Raw genomic sequence first — 26,297 nt, 5'->3', positions numbered from 1 at the left:
TGGCGGGAGATCCCATGCGTATCTGGCGGCTGTCGCTTCTCGCCGTTCTGCTGGCCGCGACGGCCGCCTGCCATGACTCCAAGACGTCCAAGGACGCCAAGCCGCCGGAAAAAGCGGCCGCCGCCACGCCCTCGCCATCGACAGAGCTCGTCTCGCTGGCCTGGAGGCCGACGAACGGCGACCAGAACCTCCAGTCCTTCGAGCTACAACTGACGGGCGCCGAGATCGTCTCCGTCTGCAACAAGCCGCCCGGTTGGATCGTCGAGGGCGTGGGCGACAAGATCAAGGGCTATGCGACGGTCGGCGCGGGTTTCGTCGGCGTCGAGCATCTGGACGACCTCGACGGCCTCCTCCTGATCAAGACCCACGCTGGCGAGGCGCTGGGCGTCAGCGGCAGGCTGCTCACGGGCGTCTATGCCGATGACGGTGGCCAAAGCGAGGTCCCGGCGACCTCGGTGCTGCTGAAGCGCGAGCCCGCCGCCGAATGTCCCCCACCTAAGGGTTAGCGCTTTCGACCAGGGCCTCGGCGGCCGCCTTGGCGCGTTTCTCGGTCAGGGCCACCAGGGCGACGCCGACCATGGTCGCGCCGCCGCCGATCAGCAGCTGGGTCGTCAGCTTGTCGCCCAGGAAGAGCACGCCGATCGTGCACGAGACCAGCGGCGTCAGCAGGAAGTAGGGCGTCACCCGTCCGGCCTCGCGGCGTTGGACCAGCCAGAACAACAGCGCGCTGGCCCCGATCGTCGAGACCACGCCGGCGAACAGCACGCACAGCCAGGCGATCGGCGGGGCGGTCTTCATCCGCTCGACCTGGTCGGTCTCGAACAGGGCCGACAGGGTCAGCAGCACCGGCGCGGCAACCAGCGCCGTCATGCCCTGCAGCTTCAGCGGCTTGATCCCAGGGGTCTTGCGCACCAGAACCGTGGCCACGGCCCAGCAGGCGCTAGCGAAGACGATCAGCAGGATCGCTGGCAGATCGCCCGGCCCGTGCGGATCCAGGCTCATCCAGGCCACGCCGACGAAGGCGACCATCAGCCCGACCACCGCCGGCGCGCGCATCGTCTCGCCCAGCATCCGCCAGGCGAAGATGGCGGTGAACGGGATCCATAGCTGGCTGGCCACGACCAGCGGGCTCAGCGCGTCGGCCATGCTGAAGGCGACATAGATCACGCCGAAATGGATCGGCCCCGTCAGCAGCACGATGGTCAGCAGCTTCCTGGGCTCGGGGAACGGCGGCTTGACGAACGGAAAAAGGAAAACCAGCGCCGCGCCAAACCGCAGGCCGCCCATCAGCATCGGCGGCAAGTAATGAGTCGCCACCTTGGCGGCGGCGTTGTTGATCCCCCAGGTCAGGATGATCGCCAGGATGGCGAGGTACTCCACGACCGTCAGAGGGGATGACTTGGACGACATGACCGGGCTTGGACCATCCCGAGCCCCTCGGGTCAATGAAGCTTCAGGCGACGCCGATCACGTTCCGGACGGCGGCCGTCAGCAGATCGAGATCCGCGTCCGGCGTCGTGAAGGCTGGCGTCAGATAGACGACCTTGCCCATCGGCCGGATCCAGACGCCGAGTTCGGCGAAGCGCGCGCAGAGATCGCCGACCGCCACCGGCGCGTCGAACTCGACAACGCCGATCGCCCCCAGAATCCGGACATCGACGACGCCCCGTCCTGCCCGGCATGGCTCAAGGCCTTCGGAGAGCGCCGCGGAGACCCGCGCCACATCCGCAGCCCAGGCCCCATCCTCGAACAGATCCAGCGAGGCGTTGGCCGCCGCGCAGGCCAGCGGATTGGCCATGTAGGTCGGTCCGTGCATGAGGGCCGCGCCCGGGTCATCGGACCAGAAGGCCTCGAACACCTTTCGCGACGCCACCGCCGCCGACAGCGGCAGGGTTCCGCCGGTCAGGGCTTTGGAGAGAGTGACGATGTCCGGTTCGATCCCCGCCGCCTGCATGGCGAACAGGGTCCCGGTACGGCCGAAGCCCGTGAAAATTTCGTCGAACACCAGCAGCGCGCCGTGCTTGTCGGCCAGGCGGCGCAGCGTCCGCAGCACCTCAGGCGGATGCAGCAGCATGCCGCCCGCGCCTTGGACTAGCGGCTCGATGAGGATGGCCGCGATCTCATGGCCGCGCTCGGTCAGCAGCACATCCAGCGCCGCCTCGCTCGCCGCATCGCGCGGCGGATCGGCGATCACCTGTTCGGGCATGACGCCCGCGAACAGGCTGTGCATGCCCTCTTCCGGGTCGCAGACCGTCATCGTCGCCAGGGTGTCGCCATGATAGCCGCCCCGGAAGGCCAGGAACTTGGTCCGCCCCCTCAGACCCCGATTTATCTGGAATTGCAGCGCCATCTTCATGGCGATCTCGACCGAGACCGAGCCGCTCTCGGCGAAGAACACGTGGTCCAGGTCGCCGGGCAGCATCTTCGCCAGCCGCGCCGCCAGCCGATAGGCCGGCTCATGCGCCAGGCCTCCGAACATCACGTGCGGCATGGTCTCGACCTGCGCCCGCAAGGCGTCGGCGATGTGCGGATGGTTGTAGCCGTGGCAGGCCGTCCACCAGGACGCCAGTCCGTCGACCAGCTCGCGCCCATTGGCCAGCACCAGCCGCGAGCCCCGCGTCGCCACGACCGGCAATGGCGGCCGCGCGGTCTTCATCTGGCAGTACGGACGCCAGACGTGCGGCGCGCCAGCGGTCAGCCAGGCTGGATCGGACATGACGGTTTCCGTTTGCGGACTCGGGGCGCCTTGCCTATTCCCGCCCACCAGCCACGGCAAAGGGAAACGACATGCAGAGCCTCGACGCCTTCGCCGGCGAGAAGCTGGCCGCCCTTGACGCCATGAGCCTGCGCCGCCGCCTGAAGTCGACCCGCCGCCACAACGGCGCCGTGGTCGAGCGCGATGGCCAGCGGCTGATCTCGTTCTCGTGCAACGACTATCTGGGCCTGTCGCACCATCACCTCGTGCGCGCGGCGACGGCCGAAGCGGCGCTGAACTACGGCGCCGGCGCGGCGGCCTCCCGCCTGGTGACCGGCGATCATCCGCTGCTGAGTGATCTGGAAAAACGCCTGGCCCGCCTGAAGGGAACCGAGGCCGCCTGCGTGTTCGGCTCGGGCTATCTGGCCAATACGGGCACGATCCCGACACTGGTCGGTCCCGGCGACGCGGTCTTCGTCGACGCCCTGGCCCACGCCTGCATCTGGAGCGGCGCGCAGTTGTCCGGCGCCAGGATCGTCAAGTTCGCCCACAACGACGTCGAGGACCTGGCGCGCCTGCTGAAGGCCGAACGCCCGCTGGCCCGCCATGCCCTGGTGGCCACCGACGGCGTGTTCTCGATGGACGGCGACATCGCGCCGCTCGATCGACTTTCCGCGCTGTGCGCCGAGAACGACGCCTGGCTGCTGAGCGACGACGCCCACGGGGTCGGGGTGCTGGCGCAAGGCCGAGGTTCGGCGGCCCTGTTCCCGGATGCGGACATCCCCTTGCAGATGGGCACGCTGTCCAAGGCGCTCGGGTCGTACGGCGGCTATGTCTGTGGCTCCCAGGGGGTGATCGACCTGCTGAAAACCCGCGCCCGCACCCTGGTCTACGCGACCGGTCTGCCGCCAGCCTCGGCCGCCGCGGCCCTTGCGGCGCTGGACATTATCGAATCCGAGCCCGAACTGACCGAGGCGCCGCTGGCCAAGGCGCGCCTATTCACCCGCCACCTCGGCCTGCCCGTCGCCCAGAGCCCGATCGTGCCCGTGATCATGGGCAGCGCCGAGGCCGCCCTCGCCGCCTCGGCCGCGCTGGAGGCGCGGGGCTTCCTGGCCGTCGCCATCCGTCCGCCGACGGTGCCCGAGGGCGCGGCCCGTCTGCGCGTGGCCTTCAGCGCCCAGCATGACGACGCCGACGTGATCCGCCTGGCCGACGCCGTGGCGGCGCTGCGATGAAAACCCTCTTCGTCGCCGGAACAGGAACCGACCTCGGCAAGACCCATGTCGCGTGCGCTCTGCTCCGCGCCGCTCGCGCTCGGGGTCTCCGCGTCGACGCCTTCAAGCCCGTCGTCAGCGGCTTCGATCCCAACGCGCCCGAGACCAGCGACCCCGCCCGTCTCGCCGCCGCCATCGGACGCCCGGACGCCTGGGCGGAAACCTCGCCCCGCCGCTACCGCGCGCCACTGGCTCCAAACCTGGCGGCGCGACTGGAGGGCGACAACCTGGCCATGGCGGACCTGATCGCTGATTGCCGGACATGGCTGGACGGCCGTGAGACCGACTTCGCCCTCGTGGAAGGCGCGGGTGGTGTCATGTCGCCGATGACCGACGACGCCACCAATCTCGACCTGATGACCGCCCTCGCCCTGCCCGTCCTGCTGGTCGCCGGCAGCTATCTCGGCACGGCCAGCCACCTGCTGACCGCGCTGGAGGTGCTGCGGGCGCGGGACCTGACTGTGGCGGCGGTAGTGGTCAGCGAAAGCCTCGATGCGCCGAACCTCGACCAGACCGTCGAGATGCTGCGCGCCTTCGAGCGCCAGACGCCGATCGTGGTCGCACCGCGCGATCCGGACTGGAGCGCGGCCGAGCTCGCCGACCTATTTCTCTAGCCGCGCCACCAGGCTGGACGTATCCCAGCGATGGCCGCCCATGGCCTGGACCTCGGCGTAGAACTGGTCGATCAGGGCCGTGGCCGGCAACTGGGCGCCGTTGGAGCGGGCCTCGTCCAGGGCGATGCCGAGGTCCTTGCGCATCCAGTCGACCGCGAAGCCGAAGTCGAACTTGCCTTCGGACATGGTCGGCCAGCGGTTCTCCATCTGCCACGACTGGGCCGCGCCCTTGGAGATCGCCGCCAGCACGTCCTCGGTCGGCAGGCCCGAGCGCTTGGCGAAGTGCAGCGCCTCGGCCACGCCCTGGACGACGCCGGCGATGGCGATCTGGTTGCACATCTTGGTCAGTTGGCCCGAACCGACCTCGCCCATCCGACGGACGGCCTTGGCGTAGACCTCGATCACCGGCAGCACACGGTCGTAGGCGGCCTGGTCGGCGCCGACCATGATGGTCAGTTGACCGTTCTCGGCTCCGGCCTGACCACCAGACACCGGAGCGTCGACGAAGGCGCAGCCGCGCGGCGCCAGCAGTTCAGCCATCTCGCGAGCGACCTTGGCCGAGGTGGTGGTGTGGTCGACGACCGTCACGCCCGTCTCGAGCGCCGGAAGGGCCTGCGCCACGACGTCGCGGAGGTCGTCGTCGTTGCCGACGCAGAGCAACACGATCTCGGCGCCCGCCACGGCTTCGGCAATGCTCTCGAAAGCCATTCCGCCGTGCTTTTCCGCCCAGCGGCGGGCCTTTTCAGCGGTGCGATTGTAGGCGGCGACCTCGTGACCGGCCGCCTTCAGGTGGCCCGCCATCGGGAAGCCCATCACGCCCAGGCCGATAAACGCCGTCTTCATGTCGCTGCTCCCTCTACAGAGGCCCCGATTACGCGGCCGGCGGCGACTTCGGCAACCCCATCTTAACGTCCTTTGGGCACGTTGCGGCGCATGGTTAAGCAGGCTTAAGCACGATGGCGGTCAACAGCGAACAGCCGATCATCATCAAGAAGATCAAGAAGGGCGGCGGTCACGGACACCACGGCGGCGCCTGGAAGGTCGCCTATGCCGACTTCGTGACGGCCATGATGGCCTTCTTCCTGCTGATGTGGCTTCTGAACACGACCAGCCCCGAGCAGAAGCAGGGCATCGCCGACTATTTCGCGCCGGCCTCGATCTCGTCCACGACCAGCGGATCGGGCGGCATCCTGGGCGGCACCTCGCTGGGCGACGACGGCGCCAAGGCCGACGGCAAGATGTCGGTCATCCAGCAGATGGCGCCCGAAGCGCCCGACAGCGTCACCAAGGATGGTCAGAGCACCAACACCGCCAGCCTCGACTCCGCCAGCGAGCAGGCCTTGCGCGACGCCCTTGCCAAGAAGGAGCAGGACGCCTTCGCCTCGGCCGCCCAGTCCCTGCGCCAGTCGCTGCAGGACATGCCCGAACTGGCCGAGCTGTCGAAGCAGATCATGATCGACCAAACCCCGGAAGGCCTTCGCATTCAGCTGGTCGACCAGGAAGGGCGGACCATGTTCAAGGAGAACTCGCGCGAGCCGAACGACCGCGCCAGGATCCTGCTGCGGGCCGTGGCCAAGGTGATCAACCAGCTGCCCAACCGCGTGACCATCTCGGGCCACACCAGCGCCAACGCCTATGGCAAGAAACAGGACGGCGACTGGGCCCTCTCGGCCGAGCGCGCCGACGCCTCGCGCGTGGTGCTTCGCGGCGCCGGGGTCGACGATGACCGGATCTACCAGGTCTCGGGCAAGGCCAATTCCGAGCCGCTCTACGCCGACGACCCGACGCTGGCGGGCAACCGCCGCATCTCGATCATTCTGCTGCGCGAGAAGCCGGTCCTTCCGGACAACCTGTGACCGTTCGCCGCGTGAGCGCTTCGTGAAGCTTGCGCAACTGAACGCTATGCCCCCTAATCCCGCTATGGGTGGCAGGCATGCTGAAGGGGACGGGGCCTAAAAGTGACGCAGCATTTTCCGACGCGACAGCTTCGGTTCTTTCTGACGGCGCCCACGCCTTGCCCGTACCTGCCCGGCCGCGAGGAGCGGAAGGTGTTCGCTCACCTCCCGTTGTCGGACGGCCCGACGGTCAATGACAGCCTGACCCAGGTCGGCTTCCGTCGCTCCCAGAACATCGCCTACCGGCCCGCCTGCGAGACCTGCCGCGCCTGCCAGTCGGCCCGCGCGCCGGCCGCCGACTACGTGCTGTCGCGCTCGGAACGCAAGGTTCTGAACCGCAACGACGACCTCAAGCGCCACTTGGTCGAAGCCGAGGCGACGCTGGAGCAGTTCGAGTTGCTGCGCCGCTACCTCCTGGCCCGTCACGCCGACGGCGGCATGGCCGAGATGACCTGGCCTGACTACGTGGCCATGGTCGAGGACACCGCGGTCCGCACCCACCTGATCGAATATCGCCGCAAGTCGGAGGACCGCGGGCCGGGCGATCTGATCGCCTGCGTTCTTGTCGACGTGCTCGCCGACGGCCTTTCGCTGGTCTACAGCTTCTACAATCCGGATCTGGACCGTCGCAGCCTGGGATCGTTCGTCATCCTGGACCACATCGTCCAGGCTCAGCAGAGCGGCCTGCCCTATGTCTATCTGGGCTACTGGGTCCCGGGCAGCGAGAAGATGGCCTACAAGGCGCGCTTCTCGCCGCTGGAGATCCTCAAGCCCGGCGGCTGGTCGCTGATGTCGTCACGCGAACGAGGCGCCCGTCCGCCCATCATGCGCGACGGCTCGAAGGATCCGTGCGACCTGCCGCTGAGCGATGCGGAGCCAGCCGAGATCGAAGACCTCGGCTAGAGCATTTTCCGATCCAATTGGATCGGTAAAATGCTCTAGCATCTTGTTTTGACGCATTTTCTGACGACGAACCGGTATCCACTTCGTCGGAAAATGCTCTAGCTTTAAGGATCAGCGCGCGAAGCTGACGCCGCCGTCCACGGTGACCGCGCCGCCCATCACATAGTCGCCGGCCCGCGAGGCCAGGTAGATGGCCGTACCGGCCATGTCTTCTTCCGAACCGATACGGCCGGCCGGGATGGCCTTCGACACCGCCTCGGCGTGGTCGCGGGCGACCTTGTTCATGTCCGAGGCGAAGGCGCCGGGCGCGATGGCGCTGACGGCGATGTTGTCGGCGGCCAGGCGCAGGGCCATGCGCTTGGTCATGTGCAACAGGCCAGCCTTGGAGGCGCCGTAGGGATAGGTCTCGTCCTTGGTCACCGACTGGCCGTCGATCGAGCAGATGTTGATGACCTTGGCGACGCGATCCTGGGCGGCCGCGCGCAGTTGAGCGATCAGGGCCTGGGTCAGGAAGAACGGCGTCTTCATGTTGAGGTCGACGGTCTTGTCCCAGCCGGCTTCGGGGAATTCGTCAAAGGCCGCGCCCCAGGCGGCGCCGGCGTTGTTGACCAGGATGTCCAGCTTGTCCTCGCGCTCGGCGATCCGCTTGGCCAGACCCTCGATGCCTTCCATGGTCGAGATGTCGCCCGGCAGCGAGACGCACTCGCCGTACTGGGAAAGCTCCTCGGCGGTGGCGTCACAGGCGGCGGCCTTGCGGGCGGTGATGTAGACGCGCTTGGCGCCGTACACGAGGAAGCCCTTGGCGATCATCGCGCCGATGCCGCGCGAACCGCCGGTGACCAGGGCCACGCGGCCCTCGAGAGAAAACAGGTCTTGCATGTCGATAACTCCTAGAAGCCGCGGGCGGCGGCCAGGACGCCGAGGCGTCCGGTGATGTCGTGGAACTGGGCGACGGTCTCGTCGATGATCCGCTGGGCGGTCTTGACCTCGTCGATCAGGCCGACGGTCTGGCCCGCCAGCGCGGGCGCGGCCTCCATGTCGCCGCCAAAATAGACGCCGAGGATGTTCTTCAGCACGTCGGGCGGCATGATCCCGGCGTCGTGGATTTCCTTGGTCAACTCGGACTTGATGGCCCGGATGCAGGGGCTGGCCTTCTTGTTCAGCACCCAGGTTCCGGTCTCCTTGGCGCCCGTGATCGCGGCCTTGTAGTTGGCGTGGACCGGGCTCTCGGCCGAACTGACGAAGCGGGTGCCCATCTGGACCGCCTCGGCGCCCAGAGCGAACGCCGCCGCCATGCCGCGTCCGTCGCAGATGCCGCCGGCGGCGACGATAGGCACGTCGACCCGCGCGCGGATCGCCTGCAGCAGGACGAGGGTCGAGACCTCCTCCGGGTTCTTGAAGCCGCCGCCTTCGGCGCCCTCGACCACGAGGCCGTCGACGCCCGCCTCGACGCATTTGACCGCTGCGTCAACGGTGGGCACGGCGTGATAGACGACGATGCCGGCGTCCTTCAGCGGCCCGACGAACTTGGCCGGACTGCCGGCCGAGGTGGTGACGAACTTGACCCCGCTTTCGCAGACGAAACGCAGCATGGCGTCGTCGCGCAGAAACATGATCGGCAGGTTTACCCCGAACGGCAGGCCGCTGGCCGCCATCTTGGTGATCTCGGCCTTGCAGGTCTCGGTCTCACCAGAGGACGTCTCGATGATCCCGAGCCCACCGGCTCTGGAGACCGCCGAGGCCAAAGGATAGCGAGCGATCCAGCCCATCGGGGCCTGGATGATCGGGTACTTCGCGCCCGTATGGGCCAGGACACGGTTGCTCATGCTGGCCATCAAGGGATCAACAGCACCCGGCCGACGGCCTGGCGGCTCTCGATATAGGCATGGGCGGCGGCGGCTTCGGACAGCGGGAAGGTCTTGTCGATCACGACTTCCAGCTCGCCCTTGGCTGCGCGGTCGATCATCTCCTGGATCATGTCATGGACACGGTCGGTCATGATCTCGGCGCCCAGGAACACGCCGGTCAGCGAGCGGTTTCCGCCCATCAGGGACGACACGTCGACCTTCATCGGCTCGCGCCCGGCATTGCCGACCAGCGAGATCCGGCCGCGATAGCCAAGGGCGCCGAGGCTGCCCTGCAAGGTCGCGCCGCCGACCGGATCGACGACCAGATCGACGCCCTTGCCGCCGGTCAGCTTCATGACCTGCTCGACCAGGTCGTCGCGACCGTAGTTGATCCCGTGGTCCATGCCGAACGCCTTCAGGCGCTCCAGTCGCTGGTCGCTGGAAGCCGAGGCCAGCACCGTGGCGCCCGCCTGCTTGGCCAGCTGGATAGCGGCCAGGCCCACGGCGCCGGCCCCGGCTTGCACCAGGACGGTCTCGCCGGCCTTCAGACGGCCCGCGCCGAACAGGCACTCGTGCGCCGTGCCGAAGGGCACCGGAATGGCCGAGGCCTTCTGAATGGCGAAGCCATCGGGGATCGGCCAGGCGTTGCGGGCCGGAACGGCGCGCAGCTCGGCGTGCGAGCCGAACGCGTTCACGGTGACGACCCTCGTCCCGACCTTCAGATGCGTGACCTCGGCCCCGACCTCGACGATCTCGCCGGCGGCCTGGTAGCCGACGATGTGCGGGCTGCCCGCCATCTGGCCGCCGCCGCGATTGAGGGTGTCGCCGCCCTCGATGCTGACCGCCTCGACGCGGATGATCACGCCCTGGGCATGGCAGACGGGGTCGGCGACGTCCTCGTAGCGAAGGACGTCCGGCGCCCCGGTCTCGTAGTAGACGGCGGCCTTCATGGCGTTTCTCCCTGTTGTTGTTCTTGGCTCTTGAAGGGGCGTTATTTCTTGGCTTCGATCAGGGCGCCGTAGACCAGCTTGGCGCTGTCGTCGTCGATGTCCTTGATGGCCGGATCGCCGCCCTTGTTGAGGATGTGGATCATGCCCAGGAAGAAAAGGTCATTGGTCGGGTCGATCCAGAACCAGGTGCCGGCCGCGCCGCCCCAGCTGAAGGTCCCCTGCCCGTACGGACCAGCCTTGGCGCTATCCAGCACCACCGCGAAATCCAGACCAAAGCCCTTGCCCGCAGCGGTGTTGAAGGGCGGATCGTTGGAATTCATGATCGCATCGCTGAGCGCGTTGGTCCGCATCAGCTTCACGGTCTCGGGCCTCAGGATCCGGTGGCCTTCCAGCTCGCCGCCGTTCAGCAGCATCTGGGCGAAGCGCGCGTAGTCGGCATTGGTCGAGACCAGGCCGCCGCCGCCCGACGGCAAAGCCGGCGGTTTGGTGATGTCCAGCACCATGAAGCCCTCGGCCGGGACCAGCTTCTGCTGCTTGGGCCCCCACAGATAGAGCGAGGCCAGGCGGTCCATCTTCTGGGCTGGCAGCCAGAAGCCGGTGTCGGTCATGTTCAGCGGCGTGAATATCCGCTTCTGCATGAAGTCGCCCAGCGACATACCCGAAAGCTTTTCGATCAGCAGGCCCTGGATATCGACGGAGACGCTGTACTTCCAGCGCGTCCCCGGCTGAGCGACCAGCGGCAAGGCGGCGACCTTCTGGACGAACTCCTGGCTGGACTTGGCGCCGAGCACACCGGTCGAGACATAGGCCTTGTCGATGGGGTTGTCCGGGACCAGACCATAGGCGAAGCCGCCCGAGTGGCTCATGATCTCGCGCAGGGTCGGCGGCCGGTCGGCCGGCACGGTGTCAAACGAGCCGTCGGCGTTGACCCCCTTGAAGACGCGCAAGCTGGCGAATTCGGGGATGTACTTGCTGACCGGGTCGTCCAGCTTCCACTTGCCCTCTTCGTAGAGGATCATCATGGCCACGCCGGTGACCGGCTTGGTCTGCGAATAGATGCGGAAGATCGTGTCCCTGGTCATCGGCGGGCCGTCGAAGCCCTTCTTGCCGTGAACCTCGTAGTTCACGATCTTGCCGTGGCGGACCAGCATGGTGGTCACCCCCGGCAGATGGCCGGTGTCCACCAGGCCCTGCATATGGGCGTCCAGCTTCTTAAGGCCCTCGGCCGAGAAGCCGACGCTTTCGGGCGCGGCGGCGACAATGGCCGGCTTGCTGGACGCCGCAAGGGCCGCCGTCGAGCCGCCGCCGAGCAGCGTCGCGACCAGCGCGGCCGCGATGAACTTCCGAAACGCCAAGTCGCCCTCCCGAACAGATGTTTGACCCGACCTTAGAGCGGGCGCATCGCCGTTGAAACCCGCTTTTTCAACGTCCGGATGACGAGCGATCCGTCACGCCCAAGGTTAAGGTTATTTCATGAAGAACAGGGTTGCCCGAACCGGGTTCATGTATATTTTTTACTGCACGAGGGATTACGAACTATTCACATAGGCGGCGCTGGCCATGGCCACCCTGGACAACCTGATCACCATCTACCGCAACATCCACCGCGTGCCGGCGCAGGTGGAACTCCCCCAGTCGGCTTCGACCCAGCTCACGCTGATAGCGCAGGGCATCGACGCCGATAGAGGCGGCATGGTTGGCGACCTCTGGAGCTATGCCTCCGCAGTGCGCTGGATCCAGGACAGCGCCAAGGCCACGACCGAAGTGGCGGTGATGTCCTATGGCTTCCTGGCCAACGTCAGCCTCGGCACGGCTGGGCTCGACTATCTCGTCTCGGCCAGCGGTCCCAATGCGAACAATCTGAACAGCGCCTACTACGCCAAGTTCGACACGACGAACCGCTTCATCAATTTCGCGGTCAACCTGATCAAGAACGGCGAAGGCCGCGACGCGTTCATCGCCGCCTACGGTGAGAACGGTTCGCCGATCAACACCTTCCAGAAGACCTATTTCAAGCTGTTCGGCATCGAGAAGAGCCTGGATGAGGTCCTGGCCCTGTTCGCCGAGCCCGTGCCGGACGGCCTTGGTGGGACCTACGGCCGCTTCGCCTATTTCGAGGCCATCGGCGGAGACGGCTCGTTCGGCATCGGCACGCGCGCGGCCATGGTCGGCTGGCTGATGGCCGTGGCGGTTCAGGAGGACAAGGGTCCCTACGTCGAGGCCATGCGCGCCTACCTCGCCGATGTCGCCGTTGACGGCAAGGCCACGCCAACACCCGCGTTTCTGTCACTCTACGGCCCGGGCGGCGACTACGCGGCGGGCGGCGGCAGCGATCCAGGCCTGCCGGGCGAGACGGCGCGCTTCGCCCACGACTGGAACATCGACGTCCGCCAGCAAGGCGCGGCCGATGACACGCATGTCCTGGCCACCGAGGGCAACGACGTTCTCAGGCCGTTGATCGCCGATCAAGGCGGCCTCGACGCCGGGCGCCACATCCGCACCGGCGGCGGCAACGACACCGTCTTCGTCGACAACGGCCCGATGCGCGGCCAGATCGACACCGGAACGGGCAACGACTCGATCTTCGTCGAACAGTTCGATGGCCGCATCACCACCGGCGCGGGTCACGACAACATCGACATCGGCGCCTTCGCCGGCCTGCATCTGGCCAACGGCAAGGCCACGGGCATCCCCGTGATCGACGACTTCCAGAAGGGTTTCGACGCCCTGACCTTCGCCGGCGTGCTCGGCTCCGGCGAAAAGCGCCAGATCGCCTTCGTCGCCACGGCCACCTTCGACGACGCCCTGACCGCCTATGCCGGCCTGACCGCCGCCAACAGCAACACCGTGTTCGAGTGGAATGGAGACACCTATGTCTTCCACCAGAACGGCGCGGCCGGGCTGGACGCCGGCGACGGCCTGATCAAGCTGGCCGGCGTCACCGGCCTGAGCGTCGGCAAGACCAGTCAGGTCGCCGATATCCTGTTCGCGGCCTAGGAAATCAGCCCCCGAGGTCGCGACGGAGCTCCCCTCGCCGGACGGCGGGGGGAGTTTTCCTTTTGGGTTAGCGCGCGGCGGTCGTGTTGAGCGGCGCCTTGGCCGCCAACTGGCCGGTTGACGCCGCCAGCAGCGGCGGCCGCTCGATCGCTTGATAGACCAGGGCCCGCGACTGAGCGTCCAGACCCGGTCCCACCCCGCCCAGACGCTGGATCATGCCGACGAAAAACAGGTCATTGACGGGGTCGATCCAGAACCAGGTGCCGGCGCTGCCCCCCCAACTGACCGTGCCCGGCCCCACCGGCGCGCCCGAGGCGGCGGGATCGATGGCCACGGCCATGTCGATGCCGTAGCCCATGCCCGCCGCGAAGGGGAACGGTTTAGGTCCCGGATTGAGCACGCCCGCGGTGCCGTTGGTCGTGACCACGAAGCCCGCTGGCAGGTGGTTCTGGGTCATCAAGGCCACGGTCTCGGGCTTGAGAATCCGCACGCCGTCCAGCGCGCCCTTGTTGAGAATCATCTGGGCGAAGCGCGCGAAATCGCCGGCCGTCGAGACCAGGCCGCCTCCGCCCAGCGGCGCGGCCGGCGGCTTGCTCACATCACGCCAGGCCCCCTCCATGGCCGGGACCAGAGCGCCCGTCGCCGGATCGCCGTCATAGAGCGCGGCCAGGCGCGGCTGCTTCTGAGCCGGCACATAGAAGGCGGTGTCCTTCATCCCCAACGGCGCGAAGATGTGCTCTTCCATGAAGACGGGCAGGCTCTCACCCGACAGCTTCTCGACGATGTAGCCCTGGATGTCGGCCGCCACGCTGTAGCGCCAAAGCTGCCCGGGCTCGGAGAACATCGGCAGGCTCGATACCTTCTGGACCAGCTCGTTCAGCGATCCCGACTGCAGCACGCCGGCGCGGTAGTAGGCCTGGTCGGCGGGACTGTTGAGATCGTCGGCGATGCCATAGGCGAAGCCCGCCGTATGGGTCATCAGCTCGCGCATGGTCGGAGCGCGGGTGACCGGCGCCAGGATGGGCTGGCCAGCCGCGTCGACGCCCGTGGCGATGCGAAGATTGGCGAACTCCGGCACGAATTTGCTGATCGGATCGTCCAGCTTCCACAGGCCCTGCTCGTACAGGATCATCATCGCCACACCCGTAACGGGCTTGGTCTCCGAGCGGATGCGGAAGATGGCGTTGAGCGGCATCCGCTCGCCGCCCAGGACCTTTCGGCCGAAGGCCTTGGCGTGGACCACGCGGCCGTGACGGGCCAGCAGGGTCACGCCGCCGGCGATCTGGCCGCGATCGACCATGGCCTGCATATGGTCATCGAGCTTCCTGAGCCGTTCGGCGCTGAAGCCCTGCTCCTCAGGCTTGCCCTTGGGCAGGGCCAGGGCCGGAGACGCGGCGACGGCCGCGCAGCCGAAGACGCCGGCCATCAAGCTCAGCGCGCGGCGACGCAGCCGTCCCTTGCTCACTGGGTCACGCTCATTTCGGCTTGAACCGCTTGTTGGTCGCGAAGCCCTTGGGCGCCAGCTTGCCGGCCCCGGCCCGGCGGCCGACCCATTCCTTCCACTCCGCCCAGTCGCGACGGCGGCCGGCGGTGTCGATCCAGTAGGCCCCGGTCTCGGCGTTGAACGACAGGCCGTCGCGCAAACCGCCTTCGCGGTAGGCCTGCAGCTTGACGCCCTTGCCGCGCGGCATTTCCGGCAGCTCCTCGATGGGGAAGATCAGGATCTTGGCGTTATCGCCGATCACCGCGAACTGGTCGCCAACGGCTTCCAGGCAGAAGGCCGCGCCGGCGGCGTCGACATTCAGGACCTGCTTGCCGGCCTTGCGGTTCGCGAGCGCTTCTTCCTCGGGCATCAGGAAGCCATAGCCTTGCTTCGAGGCCAGAATGCGCTTGCGGCCGGCCTTGAACGGGAAGACGTCGATGATCTTCACCTTGTCGTCCAGCTCGATCATCATCCGCACGGGCTCGCCATGGCCCCGCGCGCTGGGAAGCTTGTCACAGCCCAGGGTGAAGAAACGGCCGTCGCTGGAGAAGATCAGCAGCTTGTCGGTGGTCTCGGCCGGGACCAGGAAGCCCAGCTTGTCGCCTTCCTTGAACTTCAGTTCGGACGGATCCTCGACCTTGCCCTTGGCGGCGCGGATCCAGCCGCGCTCGGACAGGATGATGGTGATCGGTTCACGGACGATCATCGCCTCGATGGCGGCTTCGGCGTCGACGACCGGCGCGTCGGCGAAGATCGAGCGGCCTATGACGCCCGTCACACGGCCGGCCTTGTCCAGCGGGTGCTTGATCTTCAGCAGGGTGGCGCGAACATCCGACAGGCCCTTGCCGACCAGCTTCCACTGCTTGGCGTCGCTGGCCAGCATGGCGAGAATGCCGTCGCGCTCCTCGACCAGTTCGGCGTGCTCGCGGCGGATCTCCATCTCCTCCAGCTTGGCCAGTTGGCGCAGGCGGGTGTTGAGGATGGCGTCGGCCTGGATGTCCGAGAGCCCGAAGGTCTCGATCAGCTTTTCCTTCGGCTTGTCCTCGTAGCGGACGATCCGAATGACCTCGTCGAGATTGAGGTAGGCGATCAGCAGGCCGTCCAGGATGTGCAGACGGGCTTCGATCTTGGCCAGGCGGTGACGGGCCCGGCGAGTCAGCACCTCGCGACGGTGGGCCAGGAAGGCCATCAGGGCCTGCTTGATGCCCATCACGCCCGGCGTGCCGCGCGCGTCCAGCACGTTGATATTGACCGGGAAGCGGGCCTCCAGCGCCGAGAGCTTGAACAGGCTCTCCATCAGCACTTCGGGCTCGACGTTCTTGGACTTGGGCTCGAGAACGAGACGGATGTCCTCCGCGCTCTCGTCGCGGACGTCGCCCAGCAGGGCGGCCTTCTTGCTGTCGATCAGGTCGGCCAGCTGCTCGACCAGATCCGACTTCTTCACCTGGTACGGGATCTCGGTGACGACGATCTGGTAGGTGCCGCGACCGGTGTCTTCCTTCTCCCACTTGGCGCGGATGCGCACGCCGCCGCGACCGGTCTCGTAGGTCTCCAGCAGGGAGGCGCGCGGCTCCACAACGACGCCGCCGGTCGGGAAGTCGGGTCCGGGGACCTTCTCCAGAATGTCTTCCGTCGTCGCGTCGGGATTGGCCAGCAGCAGCTGGCAGGCGTCGATCAGCTCGGCGGCGTTGTGTGGCGGGATCGAGGTGGCCATGCCGACCGCGATGCCCGACGAGCCGTTGGCCAGCAGGTTCGGGAACCCCGACGGCAGAACGTAAGGTTCCTCGTCCTGGCCGTCATAGGTCGGCTTGAAGTCGACCGCGTCCTCGTCGATGCCGTCCAGCAGAAGCGTCGCCGCTTCCGTCATCTTGCACTCGGTGTACCGCATGGCCGCGGCGCTATCGCCGTCGATATTGCCGAAGTTGCCCTGCCCCTCGACCAGCGGGATGCGCTGGCTGAATTCCTGCGCCAGGCGGACCAGGGCGTCGTAGATCGACTGGTCGCCGTGGGGGTGGAAGTTACCCATGACCTCGCCGACCACCTTGGCGCATTTGCGCGCCGCGGAGTCGGGATTCAGGCGCATGTTGCTCATCGCGTACAGGACGCGACGGTGCACGGGCTTGAGGCCATCGCGCACGTCGGGCAGCGCTCGCGAGCCGATGGTCGACAGCGCATAGGCCAGATAGCGCCGCGACAGGGCTTCCGTCAGCGGCTCGTCAAGGATGCGGTCGCCGTCGTCGGGACCACCGGGAGGTAGGACAGGCTTGTTCATCGAGGGGATTCGTACTCCGGGCCAGGACCCTAGCAGAAATCCCCCGGACGATTCGACGGTTTAGGCTTCAATGATCCCCGGTTTTCCGGCTTCCCGCGCCCATTTCACGGGCGACGCGACCGTTAGAGCCGCCCCGCCTCCGTCAGTCGGTCGATCAGCCACATCCGCGGCGCGGGCAACGGCCGGTTCAGCGGGCCGAAGACGAACTGTTCGAGAAAGTGGCCGGTGATGTCCAGGCCGGCTTTCACGTCGCCCTCCGCCAGGCCGCCTTGGGCGGACAGCAGGAACGGCGGCAGCGGCAACAGCTTGTCATGGTACGGCGCCCCGGCCCCTCGGCTGACGGCCCGGCCGGTTCGCGGGCTGACATAGATCAGGTCGTCGAAGCCGCCGGTCGCCGCGCACTTGGAGAGGTCCAGGCCAAAGCCCAGCTCCTGCAAGAGGCCCGCCTCGTAGCGCACATAGACGGCCGGCCAGATGTCGGGGATTTCCAGAACGCGGATCAGGGCCTCAAGCGCATGGAAGGCGCCGGGATGGGGCTCGCGCTCCGGCAGGGCCGAGGCGGCGATCGAGGCGGCGGACGACAATCCCGCCAGCGCCAGGCTGTCGTCGAACAGGCTGGAAGGCCCCTCGCCCATCGGCTCCAGCGTGGCCGAGCCCAGCTGCCCCTCGACCCGGGCGCGATAGCGGGCGATGACCCGCGCGCCCGGCTGCAGGAAGGGCTTCATCCGCCGCGAGGCCGCGCCGGCCACGTGAGCGGCGTACTTGCCGCGATCCTGGGTGATGAGTTCGACGATGGCTCCCGTCTCGCCGTGCGAGCGGGCCGAGAGGACGTAGGCTTCGTCCTCCCATTCGGTAGTCACGAAGGCGTACCCCAGGCGACGACCTTCTCCAGCACGGGCTTCCAGTCCGGCTCGACGGGCAGGCCGATCACGTCGCGCAGGGTCGCTTCCAGTTCGTCAGCGGTCAGGTCGCGCTGCTCCACCACCGCGCCGGTGACGTCGCGATGGGTGAAGCGGTTGTTCTTCAGGGCGTAGCGGGCGGTCGGCGTCGAGCGGCCCACCGTCATGCTCCAGGTGAAGTGCGAGCTGGGGTGGGTGTAGGTGTAGAAATTGACCTGCTCGTAGTCGATGTCGGCCCAAGCGCCCTTGGCCACCTGGTAGAGCGGCGCCCACTTGCCCGAGAGATTGGCCTGCACCTGGCGCTCGGCCACGCCGCCGTGCTCGACATCGACGATTCGGAAAGCGCCGTGCGGCGTGTCCTGGATGTCGTCCGAGAACAGGCGCAGCGGTCCGGTCAGCACGCAGCCGCCAAAGCCGCTATCGGCCAGCCAGGTCTCGCCCTCCAGCGTCACGCCCAGCACCATGTGCGAGCGCGGCCGGGCCGGCGCGCCTTCGGCGGCCATCCACTGCACGCGCGCCATCAGCCCCTCGACCGGAAAGCCCAGGGCCGTCAGCACGCGCTTGAGCAGACCGTTCTGCTCGTAGCAGTAGCCGCCCCGCCCGGCGCCGATCAGCTTGGCGTCGATGTCGGCCGGTACGATGCTGATCCCCCGCCCCAGCAGGACGTCGAGATTCTCGAACGGAATGGCGTCCGGATGCTTCAGCGTCATGGCGCGCAAGGTCGCCAGGGTCGGCTCGCGCGGACCGTCATAGCCGATGCGCCGGAAGTAGGCGTCCAGATCGACGGTCAGCGCGGGCGCATCAAACATCGAAGTCCAGTCCGATATCGCTGAACAGACCGCGCTCCTCGGCCCAGTTCTCCTTGACCTTCACGTGAAGGAACAGGTGAACCTTGCGATCGAGGATGTCGCACAGCTCTTCGCGCGAGGCCTGGCCGATCCACTTCAGGGTCTGGCCGCCCTTGCCGATCACGATGATCCGCTGGCCCTCGCGCTCGACCAGGATGGTCTGTTCGATGCGCACCGAGCCGTCCTTGCGCTCCTCGAACGCCGTGGTCTCGACCATGGCGGCGTAGGGCAGTTCCTCGTGGACGCGCAGATAGACCTTCTCGCGGGTGATCTCCGACGCCAGCAGACGGGCCGGCAGGTCGGCGGTCTGGTCTTCCGGATAGAGCCACGGCCCTTCCGGCATCATCGAGACCAGCTTGGCGGTCAGGTCCTCGACGCCCGCGCCGGTCGAGGCGCTGATCATGAAGACGTCCGAATAGACGCCGGTGTCGAAGAACTCCTTGGCGACCAGAAGCAGGGTATCGCGCTTGACGCCGTCGATCTTGTTCAGGGCCAGGATGACCTTGCGACCGGCCGCCTTCAGGCCCTCGATGATGGTCTGGACGTCCTGGACCGAGCGGTATTCGCCGGGCGTGGCCTTGTCTTCGCGGCTGGCCAGTTCGGCCTGCACGTCGACCAGGTGGACGGTGGCCTCGGCGTCTTCCGAGCCAGCCCAGGCCGCGCGGACCATGGCGCGGTCCAGGCGACGCCGCGGGCTGAAGATCCCGGGGGTGTCGACCAGGACGATCTGGGTGTCGCCCGCGATGGCGACGCCGCGCACGGGGAAGCGGGTGGTCTGGACCTTCTGGGTCACGATCGAGACCTTGGCCCCGACCATGCGGTTGACCAGGGTGGACTTGCCGGCGTTCGGCGCGCCGATGATCGCCGCGAAACCGGCGCGAGTTTGGGAGGTGGTGTCAGTCATTGCGCGTGCCTGTAGCACAGCGAGGCCGGAATTCCTCCCCCTGAGGACTAAAGGCTCTTTCGCGCCTGTCCATAGATCTCGACGGGCTGGCCCTCGTCGTTGGTTTCGGTCCGCATCCAGCCCGAGCCGATCCGCTCGGCGACGGCGATCGAGGCCGCATTGCCTGGGTCGATCCGATGGCGGGCCTCGCCCCAGCCCAGGTGCGTGAAGGTCCAGTCAACGGCGGCGGCCGCCGCTTCGCTCGCATAGCCACGTCCCCAGAAGGCCGGCAGGATCGCCCAGCCAACTTCGGCGCGGCTGGGGGCTTCAGGAACCCATGGCCCGACGCGCCCCACCCAGCGCCCGGTCTCCGCCTCGAACACCGAGAACAGTCCGCAGCCGCGCAGCGACCACATGCCGGCCGCCAAGGCCAGGCCGTCCCAGGCCGCCTCGCGCGACTTCGGGCCGCCGAAGAACCGCATCGCCAGGGGATCGCCGTCGAAGGCCGCCCAGCCGTCCAGATCGGCCTGAACCGGCGGACGCATCTTCAGGCGGGCGGTCACGAGCTCAAAGGTCATGGCCGCGCCCGCGCTCACTTGCCTGCGTTCTCGATCGCCGCGTCGATCTCGGCCAGGGTGTGATAGCCGGGCTCCATCTTGCGGCCGTTGATCTCGAAGGTCGGGGTGGCGTTGATGTCGTGTTCCTTGGCGTTCTTTTGGACGCGCTCGTCCAGCGCCTTGATCGCCGCCTCGTCGGACGTGCAGGTGTTGAACTTGTCCTCGTTCATGCCGGCCGACTTGGCGATTTCCAGCAGGGTCTCTCGCGGCGCGGCGAAGACGCCCATCTGGTTGGCGAACACGGCATCGTTGACCTGGAAATACTTGTCCTTGCCGGCGCAACGGGCCAGCAGGAACCCGGCCTGGGCGACCGTGACCTCGGAGGTGTCGCCCACCAGCATCTCGCGGAACACATAGCGGACCTTGCCGCTATCCACGTACTTGGCCTTGAAGGCCGGATAGACCTCCGCCTGCCACTTCGCGCAGACCGGGCAGCCGACCGAGGCGTACTCGACCACCGTGATCTTGGCGTCCTTGGCGCCCAGGCTCATGTCGTCGGGCAACGCCTGGAAAGACTGGCCCTTGTTGCAGGCGGCAAGACCGAGGGTCATCAGCAGGGCGACGGCGAGACGGCGCATGGGGAAGTTCTCCGGGAATCGCGGACGTTGGACGGCATGAGAGAGCGCAAGCTTGGCGGGGGTCAACCCGCGCAGGCCTGACAGAAGCCTACTCCGCCCCCTCGCGCTCCAGCAGGGCCTTGGCCGCGGCCTTCTCGGCTTCCTGGCGCGACTTGCCCTTGGCGATGGCGGGATCGACGCCGACGACCGTAACCTCGACCGTGAACACCGGCGCGTGGTCGGGGCCGGTGCGGTCCAGCACGCGGTAGGTCGGCAACGGACGGCCCTTGCCTTGGGCCCATTCCTGCAGCGCGGTCTTGGGATCGCGCGGACGGCCCTCGCCGGCCTTGTCGAACTCGTCGGCCCACAGGTCGAGGAACACCTTGCGAGCGGCGTCCAGTCCGCCGTCCTGGTAGAGGGCGGCCATCAGGGCTTCGGTGGCGCCGGCTAGGATCGAGTCGGTCTCGCGACCGCCGATCTTGCTGGACGAGGCCGACAGGCGCAGGGCCGGGCCCAGTTCAGCCTTGCGGGCGACGCGGGCGCAGGTCTCGCGGCTGACAATGGCGTTCAGGCGCGGCGCCAGTTCGCCTTCCTTGGCCTTCGGATAACGATCGGCCAAGGCCTCGGCGGCCAGCAGGCCCAGCACGCGGTCGCCGATGAACTCAAGCACCTCGTTGTCGCGGACCTTCTTGGCCCCGTCCCCGACGCTGGCGTGCGTCAGGGCGCGTTCGAGCAATTCGCGGTCGTTGAACCGATGGCCGATCCGGCGCTCGAGGTCGCCGACGGCGGCGACCCGTCTATCCATGGCTGGTCAGTCCCTTGGGGATCACTTCAGCACGTGGAAGAAGCGGCTCGGACGCGCGTTCAGGAACCAGGTCCAGGGCTTGAACAGGCTGGCCTCGGCGTTCCACGACAGCAGGATGATCTGGGCGCGGCCGACCAGGTTCTCGGCGGGCACGAAGCCTACCCCGACCTCGTCACCGATATACTGGTCCAGTTCGTAGTCCCACTTGCAGGCGCTCTCCGCATAGGGCGATACGCCCGGGTCGAAGCGGCTGTCGGCCGAGTTGTCGCGGTTGTCGCCCATGAAGAAGTAGCAGCCGGCCGGCACGGTATAGACGCCGGTGTTGTCGCCGCGGCTGTCGGGACCGAAGTCCTGGGTGTTGTACTGGCGGCCTTCCGGGTTGGTCTCCTGGAAGCGCTGGACCTGCTGGGTGAAGCCATAGCCGGTATCGACCAGGGCCGGGGCCTGTTCCTTGCGCGGCAAGGCCTTGCCGTTGATAAACACCTGGCCGCCGCGGATCTGGACCTTGTCGCCCGGCAGGCCGATCAGGCGCTTGATGTAGTCCGTGCGGTTGTCGCGCGGCAGCTTGAACACGATGATGTCGCCGCGCGTCGGCGCGCGCCCCAGGATACGGCCCTTGATGATCGGCGGGCTGAACGGGATCGAGTGCTTGCTCCAGCCGTAGCTGAACTTCGACACGATGATGTAGTCGCCCTGATAAAGGTTGGGCTCCATCGAGGCCGACGGGATGGTGAAGGGCTGGAACAGCAGGACCCGCAGCACCAGGGCGATGCCCAGGGCGTAGGCGACGGTCTTGATGATCTCGATGAACTCTGCGACGACGCCCTTCTCTTCGGGCGGCGTGAGGTCGTCGGCGGCGTCGGTCATGCGGGCGCGGAGCTCTTCGAAGATGATTGGCCGGCGAACCGGTTCGGCTTTGCTAGACGGGCTTGGCCTGCCGGGCAAGTGCGGCGCGTTAGCTTGGCTTTAAGGCGAAGGTTGGACCCAGCTCGGATCACTACCTAGCTTTAGCCTCCCCCTATCCGCTCATCCCCGCGGAAGCGGGGATGAGCGGCTTTAAGAAGCCTTGGGCAAGGCCTCGATGATCACGAAGGCCTGGGCGTAGGGATGGTCGTCGGTCAGGGAGAGGTGAATCACCGCCTCCATGCCCTCTGGGGTCATGGCCTTCAGCCTTTCCAGCGCGCCGCCGGTCAGGGCCATGGTCGGCTTGCCCGACGGCAGGTTGACCACGCCCATGCCCGCCAGATGCACACCGCGCTTGAGGCCCGTGCCCAGCGCCTTCGAACAGGCCTCCTTGGCCGCGAAACGCTTGGCGTAGCTGGAGGCGCGGTCGGGCTTGCGCTCGGACCGTTTGCGCTCGATCTCGGTGAAGACCTTGTTGGTGAAGCGCTCGCCGAAGCGCTCCAGCGACTTTTCGATCCGCCGGATGTCGCAGAGGTCCGAGCCGATGCCGATGATCACGCGGCTTGCTCCAGCCTTGCCGCGTCCATGAGCGCCCGCATGCGCTGGATGGCCTGCGGCAGGCCGACGAAGATCGCCTCGCCAATCAGGAAGTGGCCGATGTTCAGCTCGGCGATCTCCGGGATCGCGGCGATCGGCTTGACGGTGGCGTAGTCGATGCCGTGGCCAGCGTGGACTTCGAGGCCGAGGCTCGCGGCCAGGGCCGCGCCGGCCTTCAGCCGTTCGAGGATGGCCTCGGCGCGCTCGACATGGCCTTCGCGGGCGGCGTCGCAGTAGGCGCCGGTGTGCAGCTCGATCACCTGGGCGCCGGCGGCGGCCGAGGCGCGGATCTGCTCGGGATCGGCTTCGATGAACAGCGACACCCGCGCCCCGATCGTGCGCAGGCGGGCGGTGGCGTCGGCGATGCGGTTCTGGCCCTTGATCACGTCGAGGCCGCCCTCGGTGGTCACCTCCTCGCGGCGTTCGGGCACCAGGCAGGCGGCGTGCGGCCGCGCCCCGATGGCGATGGCGACCATCTCGTCGGTCACGGCCATCTCGAAGTTCAGCGGCTTGCCGCGCTTGTGGCACAGGTCGGTCAGCACGGCGATGTCGGCGTCGCTGATATGGCGGCGGTCCTCGCGCAGGTGGGCGGTGATGCCGTCGGCGCCGGCGGCCAGGGCCAGTTCCGCCGCCCGCACGGGCTCCGGATACGACGAGCCGCGCGCGTTCCGGATCGTGGCCACGTGGTCGATATTGACGCCCAGTCGCAAGCTCATCCGCTCTTCCCGCTGAAACCCAAGGACTCAAGGACTCGAGGCGAAAGCTATAAGCCCAGCCGCCCGCCTGTGCAGGTGGGAATTTCGCGGGCCGGCGCCAGGGCTGGCGCATGGACAAAGCCGCTCGGGCGCCCAATCGTATACGCTCTACCATTTGGGAGGGGCGTGATGATTTCGAACAAGACCTGGCTCGCCGCGACGGCGGGCGTACTAGCGATCACCTTGGCGAGCTCGCTGGCCACTGGGGCGGGCGCCGCCGACGTCTCGGCCGGCAAGCTCAAGAGCCTGAAGGCCGAGGCCGTGGCCGGCGTCGAGAGCCGCGCCAAGCTGGCTCAGGTGATGAACGACGAGATCTTCTCGTTCGGCGAGCTGGGCTTCCAGGAGGTCGAGACCTCGGCCTACATCACCAAGGTGCTGGAGCAGAACGGCTTCACCATCAAGCGCGGCGTCTCGGGCATTCCGACGGCCTGGACGGCGACCTGGACGCACGGGAGCGGCGGCCCGACCATCGCCTTCGGCAGCGACATCGACTGCATCCCCAAGGCCTCGCAGAAGCCGGGCGTGCCCTGGCACGATCCGATCGTCCCCGGCGCGCCGGGCCACGGCGAGGGCCACAACTCCGGCCAGGCCCTGAATGTCGTCGCCGCCTTGGCGGTCAAGGACGTGATGACCAAGCAGAACATCGCAGGCACGCTGGTCCTGTGGCCCGGCGTCGCCGAGGAGTTGGTGGCCGGCAAGGCCTACATGGTCCGCGACGGCGTGTTCAACGGCGTCGACGCCACCATCTTTACCCACGTCGGCTCGAACCTGCAGACCGCCTGGGGCCAGCCCTCGGGCACGGGCCTCGTCTCGATCAAGTACAATTTCCACGGCGAGTCCGCCCACTCGGCCGGCGCGCCGTGGCGTGGCCGTAGCGCCCTGGACGCGGTCGAGCTGATGGACATGGGCTGGAACATGCGCCGCGAGCACCTCAAGCCCGAGCAGCGCTCGCACTATGTGATCACCGACGGCGGCGACCAGCCCAACGTCGTGCCGTCGGAAGCGACCGTCTGGTACTACTTCCGCGAACAGACCTTCGACGCCATCAAGAAGAACTGGGACATCGGCAACAAGATCGCCAAGGCGGCGGCCGACATGACCGACACCAAGGTTGACTACGCCATCGTCGGCACCGCCGCCCTGCGCCACTTCAACAAGCCGATCGCCGAGGCCGCCCAGAAGAACATCGACGCCGTCGGCCTGCCCAAATGGACCGACGACGAGCAGGCTTTTGCAAAGGCGGTGCAGAAGAACGTCGGCTCGACCAAGCAGGAAGGCCTCGACGTCAAGCTGAAGGGCCTGAAGCCGCCTGAGGAGAAGCCGGAAAGCGGCGGCTCGGACGACATCGGCGACATCTCGTGGATCATGCCCACGATCACCATCAACTACCCGTCGAACATCCCTGACCTGCCCGGCCACCACTGGGCCAACGCCATCTCGATGGCCACGCCCATCGCCCACAAGGGCGTGGTGGCCGGCTCGAAGGTGGTGGCGATGACGGCGCTGGACCTCTTGACCCAGCCCAAGCTGCTGGCCGAGGCCAAGACCTACTTCACCGACGTCCAGACCAAGACCCAGAAGTACGTGCCGATGCTGGCCGCGACCGACAAGCCGCAGACCCAGATCAACGCCAACATCATGGCGACCTTCCGGCCGGAGATGAAGAAGTACTACTACGACCCCGACAAGTACGGGACCTATCTGGAGCAGCTGGGCATCGCCTGGCCGGTCAAGCAGCTGACGCCGCCGGCTGGAAACTAGTGGATATGCGTCGTCCTTGTCCTTCGACAAGCTCAGGATGAGGACGCTTGCAGAGGCCCGAGTAGAAACCTCACCCTGAGCTTGTCGAAGGGCGAGGTTTCGGCCCCTCAGCGCAGCCGGCGGCTGCCCGGATCTTCGATCGGGATGGCCGCCAGCTCCGGCGGCAGGGCGTCGGCCGGATAGGCCGGGACTTCCAGGCTGCACAGCGAGATCAGGGGCACGCCGACATCGACCTTGCCGCCCGAGCGATCGACGATGCAGGCGGCGGCCACGACCTCGCCGCCGGCCTCCTGGATGGCCTGGATGCACTCGCGCGACGACAGGCCGGTGGTGACGATGTCCTCGACCATCACGACCTTCTGGCCGGGCTCCAGGTGGAAGCCGCGACGGAACTTGAAGCTGCCGCCCTCGCGCTCGACATAGATCGACGGCACGTTCAGGTGACGAGCGGTCTCGTAGCCGGGGATGATGCCGCCGACGGCCGGCGAGACGGCGACGTCGACCGCGCCGACCGTGGCGATGATCTTCTCCGCCAGGGCCTTGCAGAGCCGCTCGCAGCGCTCGGGGCGCATGAACACCAGGTTCTTCTGCAGGAAGACCGGGCTATGCAGGCCGCTGGACAGCACGAAGTGGCCTTCGCGCAGGGCCCCTGCGGCGCGGAATTCGTCGAGGACGTCATCGTTGGTCATGAGCGCTGCGTATAGCTCAGGGAGCTGAGTCTTCAAGCGCTGGCTTGCCTGGC

Annotated in this window: 26 protein-coding genes and 1 pseudogene; 8 read left to right on the top strand and 19 right to left on the bottom strand. The window is 67.3% G+C overall.

Going from position 1 to position 26,297, the window contains the following annotated elements:
* Nucleotides 1-14 precede the first annotated feature (14 nt).
* Nucleotides 15-506, top strand: coding sequence for a hypothetical protein (locus tag ACW175_RS08990; RefSeq protein ID WP_492104220.1), 492 nt, complete (start codon nt 15-17; stop codon nt 504-506).
* Here the strand turns inward: ACW175_RS08990 and ACW175_RS08985 are convergent.
* Together ACW175_RS08985 and ACW175_RS08980 are read right to left on the bottom strand one after the other, a co-directional pair.
* Entirely contained in the window at nt 496-1,410 is a 915-nt protein-coding gene (locus tag ACW175_RS08985) for a DMT family transporter (protein WP_492104219.1), read from the bottom strand. The genes ACW175_RS08990 and ACW175_RS08985 overlap by 11 nt on opposite strands.
* 43 nt (nt 1,411-1,453) lie before the next feature.
* The gene (locus tag ACW175_RS08980; RefSeq protein ID WP_492104218.1) at nt 1,454-2,716 is read right to left on the bottom strand and encodes an adenosylmethionine--8-amino-7-oxononanoate transaminase; all 1,263 of its coding nucleotides are present in this window, start codon (nt 2,714-2,716) and stop codon (nt 1,454-1,456) included.
* Nucleotides 2,717-2,787: 71 nt separating this feature from the next.
* Here ACW175_RS08980 and bioF point away from each other — a divergent pair, with 71 nt between their 5' ends.
* A complete protein-coding gene (bioF, locus tag ACW175_RS08975; protein WP_492104217.1) occupies nt 2,788-3,930 on the top strand; it encodes an 8-amino-7-oxononanoate synthase in 1,143 nt (380 codons plus the stop codon).
* Entirely contained in the window at nt 3,927-4,583 is a 657-nt protein-coding gene (gene bioD, locus ACW175_RS08970; protein ID WP_492104216.1) for a dethiobiotin synthase, read from the top strand. Before bioF ends, bioD begins: the two co-directional genes overlap by 4 nt.
* Here bioD and ACW175_RS08965 read toward each other — a convergent pair.
* Complete coding sequence (locus tag ACW175_RS08965; protein ID WP_492104932.1) at nt 4,572-5,528, bottom strand: NAD(P)-dependent oxidoreductase; 957 nt, start codon at nt 5,526-5,528, stop codon at nt 4,572-4,574. The two genes, bioD and ACW175_RS08965, sit on opposite strands and share 12 nt — an antisense overlap.
* Before the next feature lie 11 nt (nt 5,529-5,539).
* Here ACW175_RS08965 and ACW175_RS08960 point away from each other — a divergent pair, with 11 nt between their 5' ends.
* Both ACW175_RS08960 and ACW175_RS08955 read left to right on the top strand, forming a co-directional pair.
* On the top strand, nt 5,540-6,439 hold the full coding sequence (locus ACW175_RS08960) for a flagellar motor protein MotB (protein WP_099577092.1): 900 nt from the start codon (nt 5,540-5,542) through the stop codon (nt 6,437-6,439).
* Nucleotides 6,440-6,541: 102 nt separating this feature from the next.
* Nucleotides 6,542-7,381 carry an arginyltransferase gene (locus ACW175_RS08955; protein ID WP_492104215.1) on the top strand — a complete coding sequence of 280 codons (840 nt, stop codon included), beginning with the start codon at nt 6,542-6,544 and terminating at the stop codon, nt 7,379-7,381.
* Between the two features lie 111 nt (nt 7,382-7,492).
* Here ACW175_RS08955 and ACW175_RS08950 read toward each other — a convergent pair whose 3' ends face one another.
* From ACW175_RS08950 to ACW175_RS08935, 4 genes are read right to left on the bottom strand one after another with little or no spacing between them, the layout of a single operon-like run.
* A complete protein-coding gene (locus tag ACW175_RS08950; RefSeq protein ID WP_492104214.1) occupies nt 7,493-8,260 on the bottom strand; it encodes an SDR family NAD(P)-dependent oxidoreductase in 768 nt (255 codons plus the stop codon).
* A gap of 11 nt (nt 8,261-8,271) precedes the next feature.
* Entirely contained in the window at nt 8,272-9,207 is a 936-nt protein-coding gene (locus ACW175_RS08945; protein ID WP_492104213.1) for an NAD(P)H-dependent flavin oxidoreductase, read from the bottom strand.
* Between the two features lie 8 nt (nt 9,208-9,215).
* Nucleotides 9,216-10,178 (bottom strand): quinone oxidoreductase family protein, encoded by a 963-nt coding sequence (locus ACW175_RS08940; protein WP_492104212.1) that lies wholly within the window; start codon nt 10,176-10,178, stop codon nt 9,216-9,218.
* Nucleotides 10,179-10,219: 41 nt separating this feature from the next.
* Nucleotides 10,220-11,533 carry a serine hydrolase domain-containing protein gene (locus tag ACW175_RS08935; protein ID WP_492104211.1) on the bottom strand — a complete coding sequence of 438 codons (1,314 nt, stop codon included), beginning with the start codon at nt 11,531-11,533 and terminating at the stop codon, nt 10,220-10,222.
* A 205-nt stretch (nt 11,534-11,738) separates the two neighbouring features.
* Between ACW175_RS08935 and ACW175_RS08930 the strand changes: the two genes are divergently transcribed.
* Nucleotides 11,739-13,175: a hypothetical protein gene (locus ACW175_RS08930; protein WP_492104210.1), complete on the top strand. Its 1,437-nt coding sequence runs from the start codon at nt 11,739-11,741 to the stop codon at nt 13,173-13,175.
* A gap of 67 nt (nt 13,176-13,242) precedes the next feature.
* On the opposite strand, the gene ACW175_RS08925 is transcribed toward ACW175_RS08930, so the two are convergent.
* The 11 genes from ACW175_RS08925 to ACW175_RS08875 all read right to left on the bottom strand — a co-directional run bounded on the left by ACW175_RS08925 (nt 13,243) and on the right by ACW175_RS08875 (nt 23,755).
* The gene (locus ACW175_RS08925; RefSeq protein WP_492104209.1) at nt 13,243-14,640 is read right to left on the bottom strand and encodes a serine hydrolase domain-containing protein; all 1,398 of its coding nucleotides are present in this window, start codon (nt 14,638-14,640) and stop codon (nt 13,243-13,245) included.
* Nucleotides 14,641-14,650: 10 nt separating this feature from the next.
* Nucleotides 14,651-16,930, bottom strand: coding sequence for a DNA topoisomerase IV subunit A (gene parC, locus ACW175_RS08920; protein ID WP_492104208.1), 2,280 nt, complete (start codon nt 16,928-16,930; stop codon nt 14,651-14,653).
* Nucleotides 16,931-17,052: 122 nt separating this feature from the next.
* Complete coding sequence (gene recO / locus ACW175_RS08915) at nt 17,053-17,790, bottom strand: DNA repair protein RecO (protein ID WP_492104207.1); 738 nt, start codon at nt 17,788-17,790, stop codon at nt 17,053-17,055.
* Nucleotides 17,787-18,638 (bottom strand): arylamine N-acetyltransferase family protein, encoded by an 852-nt coding sequence (locus ACW175_RS08910; protein ID WP_492104206.1) that lies wholly within the window; start codon nt 18,636-18,638, stop codon nt 17,787-17,789. The genes recO and ACW175_RS08910 overlap by 4 nt, the downstream gene beginning before the upstream one ends.
* Nucleotides 18,631-19,581 carry a GTPase Era gene (era, locus tag ACW175_RS08905; protein WP_492104205.1) on the bottom strand — a complete coding sequence of 317 codons (951 nt, stop codon included), beginning with the start codon at nt 19,579-19,581 and terminating at the stop codon, nt 18,631-18,633. The genes ACW175_RS08910 and era overlap by 8 nt, the downstream gene beginning before the upstream one ends.
* A gap of 47 nt (nt 19,582-19,628) precedes the next feature.
* Complete coding sequence (locus tag ACW175_RS08900; protein ID WP_492104204.1) at nt 19,629-20,138, bottom strand: GNAT family N-acetyltransferase; 510 nt, start codon at nt 20,136-20,138, stop codon at nt 19,629-19,631.
* Between the two features lie 14 nt (nt 20,139-20,152).
* Nucleotides 20,153-20,755 (bottom strand): DsbA family protein, encoded by a 603-nt coding sequence (locus ACW175_RS08895; protein ID WP_492104203.1) that lies wholly within the window; start codon nt 20,753-20,755, stop codon nt 20,153-20,155.
* 88 nt (nt 20,756-20,843) lie between these two features.
* Entirely contained in the window at nt 20,844-21,539 is a 696-nt protein-coding gene (gene rnc / locus ACW175_RS08890; protein ID WP_492104202.1) for a ribonuclease III, read from the bottom strand.
* Nucleotides 21,540-21,560: 21 nt separating this feature from the next.
* A complete protein-coding gene (lepB, locus tag ACW175_RS08885) occupies nt 21,561-22,406 on the bottom strand; it encodes a signal peptidase I (RefSeq protein WP_492104201.1) in 846 nt (281 codons plus the stop codon).
* A gap of 189 nt (nt 22,407-22,595) precedes the next feature.
* Nucleotides 22,596-23,000, bottom strand: coding sequence for a holo-ACP synthase (gene acpS / locus ACW175_RS08880; RefSeq protein WP_492104200.1), 405 nt, complete (start codon nt 22,998-23,000; stop codon nt 22,596-22,598).
* Nucleotides 22,997-23,755 (bottom strand): pyridoxine 5'-phosphate synthase, encoded by a 759-nt coding sequence (locus ACW175_RS08875; protein ID WP_492104199.1) that lies wholly within the window; start codon nt 23,753-23,755, stop codon nt 22,997-22,999. The genes acpS and ACW175_RS08875 overlap by 4 nt, the downstream gene beginning before the upstream one ends.
* A gap of 171 nt (nt 23,756-23,926) precedes the next feature.
* Here ACW175_RS08875 and ACW175_RS08870 point away from each other — a divergent pair, with 171 nt between their 5' ends.
* Both ACW175_RS08870 and ACW175_RS08865 read left to right on the top strand, forming a co-directional pair.
* Entirely contained in the window at nt 23,927-25,555 is a 1,629-nt protein-coding gene (locus tag ACW175_RS08870; protein WP_492104931.1) for a M20 family metallopeptidase, read from the top strand.
* Nucleotides 25,556-25,558: 3 nt separating this feature from the next.
* Nucleotides 25,559-25,653, top strand: a pseudogene (locus ACW175_RS08865) (hypothetical protein); the annotation flags it as partial.
* A 9-nt stretch (nt 25,654-25,662) separates the two neighbouring features.
* Here the strand turns inward: ACW175_RS08865 and pyrE are convergent.
* Nucleotides 25,663-26,244 (bottom strand): orotate phosphoribosyltransferase, encoded by a 582-nt coding sequence (pyrE, locus tag ACW175_RS08860; protein ID WP_492104198.1) that lies wholly within the window; start codon nt 26,242-26,244, stop codon nt 25,663-25,665.
* Nucleotides 26,245-26,297 lie beyond the last annotated feature (53 nt).

This window comes from Caulobacter sp. FV1ye6ST (assembly GCF_058681225.1).
The sequence above is the reverse complement of the archived record's forward strand: the minus strand, read 5'-3'. Positions and strand labels throughout refer to the sequence as shown.

What these genes read in the sequence shown, in the direction of transcription:
- ACW175_RS08990 (WP_492104220.1), top strand. Translation starts at nt 15, where the DNA reads ATGCGTATCTGGCGGCTGTCGCTTCTCGCCGTTCTGCTGGCCGCGACG.
- ACW175_RS08985 (WP_492104219.1), bottom strand. Translation starts at nt 1,410, where the DNA reads ATGTCGTCCAAGTCATCCCCTCTGACGGTCGTGGAGTACCTCGCCATC.
- ACW175_RS08980 (WP_492104218.1), bottom strand. Translation starts at nt 2,716, where the DNA reads ATGTCCGATCCAGCCTGGCTGACCGCTGGCGCGCCGCACGTCTGGCGT.
- bioF (WP_492104217.1), top strand. Translation starts at nt 2,788, where the DNA reads ATGCAGAGCCTCGACGCCTTCGCCGGCGAGAAGCTGGCCGCCCTTGAC.
- bioD (WP_492104216.1), top strand. Translation starts at nt 3,927, where the DNA reads ATGAAAACCCTCTTCGTCGCCGGAACAGGAACCGACCTCGGCAAGACC.
- ACW175_RS08960 (WP_099577092.1), top strand. Translation starts at nt 5,540, where the DNA reads ATGGCGGTCAACAGCGAACAGCCGATCATCATCAAGAAGATCAAGAAG.
- ACW175_RS08950 (WP_492104214.1), bottom strand. Translation starts at nt 8,260, where the DNA reads ATGCAAGACCTGTTTTCTCTCGAGGGCCGCGTGGCCCTGGTCACCGGC.
- ACW175_RS08945 (WP_492104213.1), bottom strand. Translation starts at nt 9,207, where the DNA reads ATGAGCAACCGTGTCCTGGCCCATACGGGCGCGAAGTACCCGATCATC.
- ACW175_RS08940 (WP_492104212.1), bottom strand. Translation starts at nt 10,178, where the DNA reads ATGAAGGCCGCCGTCTACTACGAGACCGGGGCGCCGGACGTCCTTCGC.
- ACW175_RS08930 (WP_492104210.1), top strand. Translation starts at nt 11,739, where the DNA reads ATGGCCACCCTGGACAACCTGATCACCATCTACCGCAACATCCACCGC.
- parC (WP_492104208.1), bottom strand. Translation starts at nt 16,930, where the DNA reads ATGAACAAGCCTGTCCTACCTCCCGGTGGTCCCGACGACGGCGACCGC.
- ACW175_RS08910 (WP_492104206.1), bottom strand. Translation starts at nt 18,638, where the DNA reads ATGTTTGATGCGCCCGCGCTGACCGTCGATCTGGACGCCTACTTCCGG.
- era (WP_492104205.1), bottom strand. Translation starts at nt 19,581, where the DNA reads ATGACTGACACCACCTCCCAAACTCGCGCCGGTTTCGCGGCGATCATC.
- ACW175_RS08900 (WP_492104204.1), bottom strand. Translation starts at nt 20,138, where the DNA reads ATGACCTTTGAGCTCGTGACCGCCCGCCTGAAGATGCGTCCGCCGGTT.
- ACW175_RS08895 (WP_492104203.1), bottom strand. Translation starts at nt 20,755, where the DNA reads ATGCGCCGTCTCGCCGTCGCCCTGCTGATGACCCTCGGTCTTGCCGCC.
- rnc (WP_492104202.1), bottom strand. Translation starts at nt 21,539, where the DNA reads ATGGATAGACGGGTCGCCGCCGTCGGCGACCTCGAGCGCCGGATCGGC.
- lepB (WP_492104201.1), bottom strand. Translation starts at nt 22,406, where the DNA reads ATGACCGACGCCGCCGACGACCTCACGCCGCCCGAAGAGAAGGGCGTC.
- ACW175_RS08875 (WP_492104199.1), bottom strand. Translation starts at nt 23,755, where the DNA reads ATGAGCTTGCGACTGGGCGTCAATATCGACCACGTGGCCACGATCCGG.
- pyrE (WP_492104198.1), bottom strand. Translation starts at nt 26,244, where the DNA reads ATGACCAACGATGACGTCCTCGACGAATTCCGCGCCGCAGGGGCCCTG.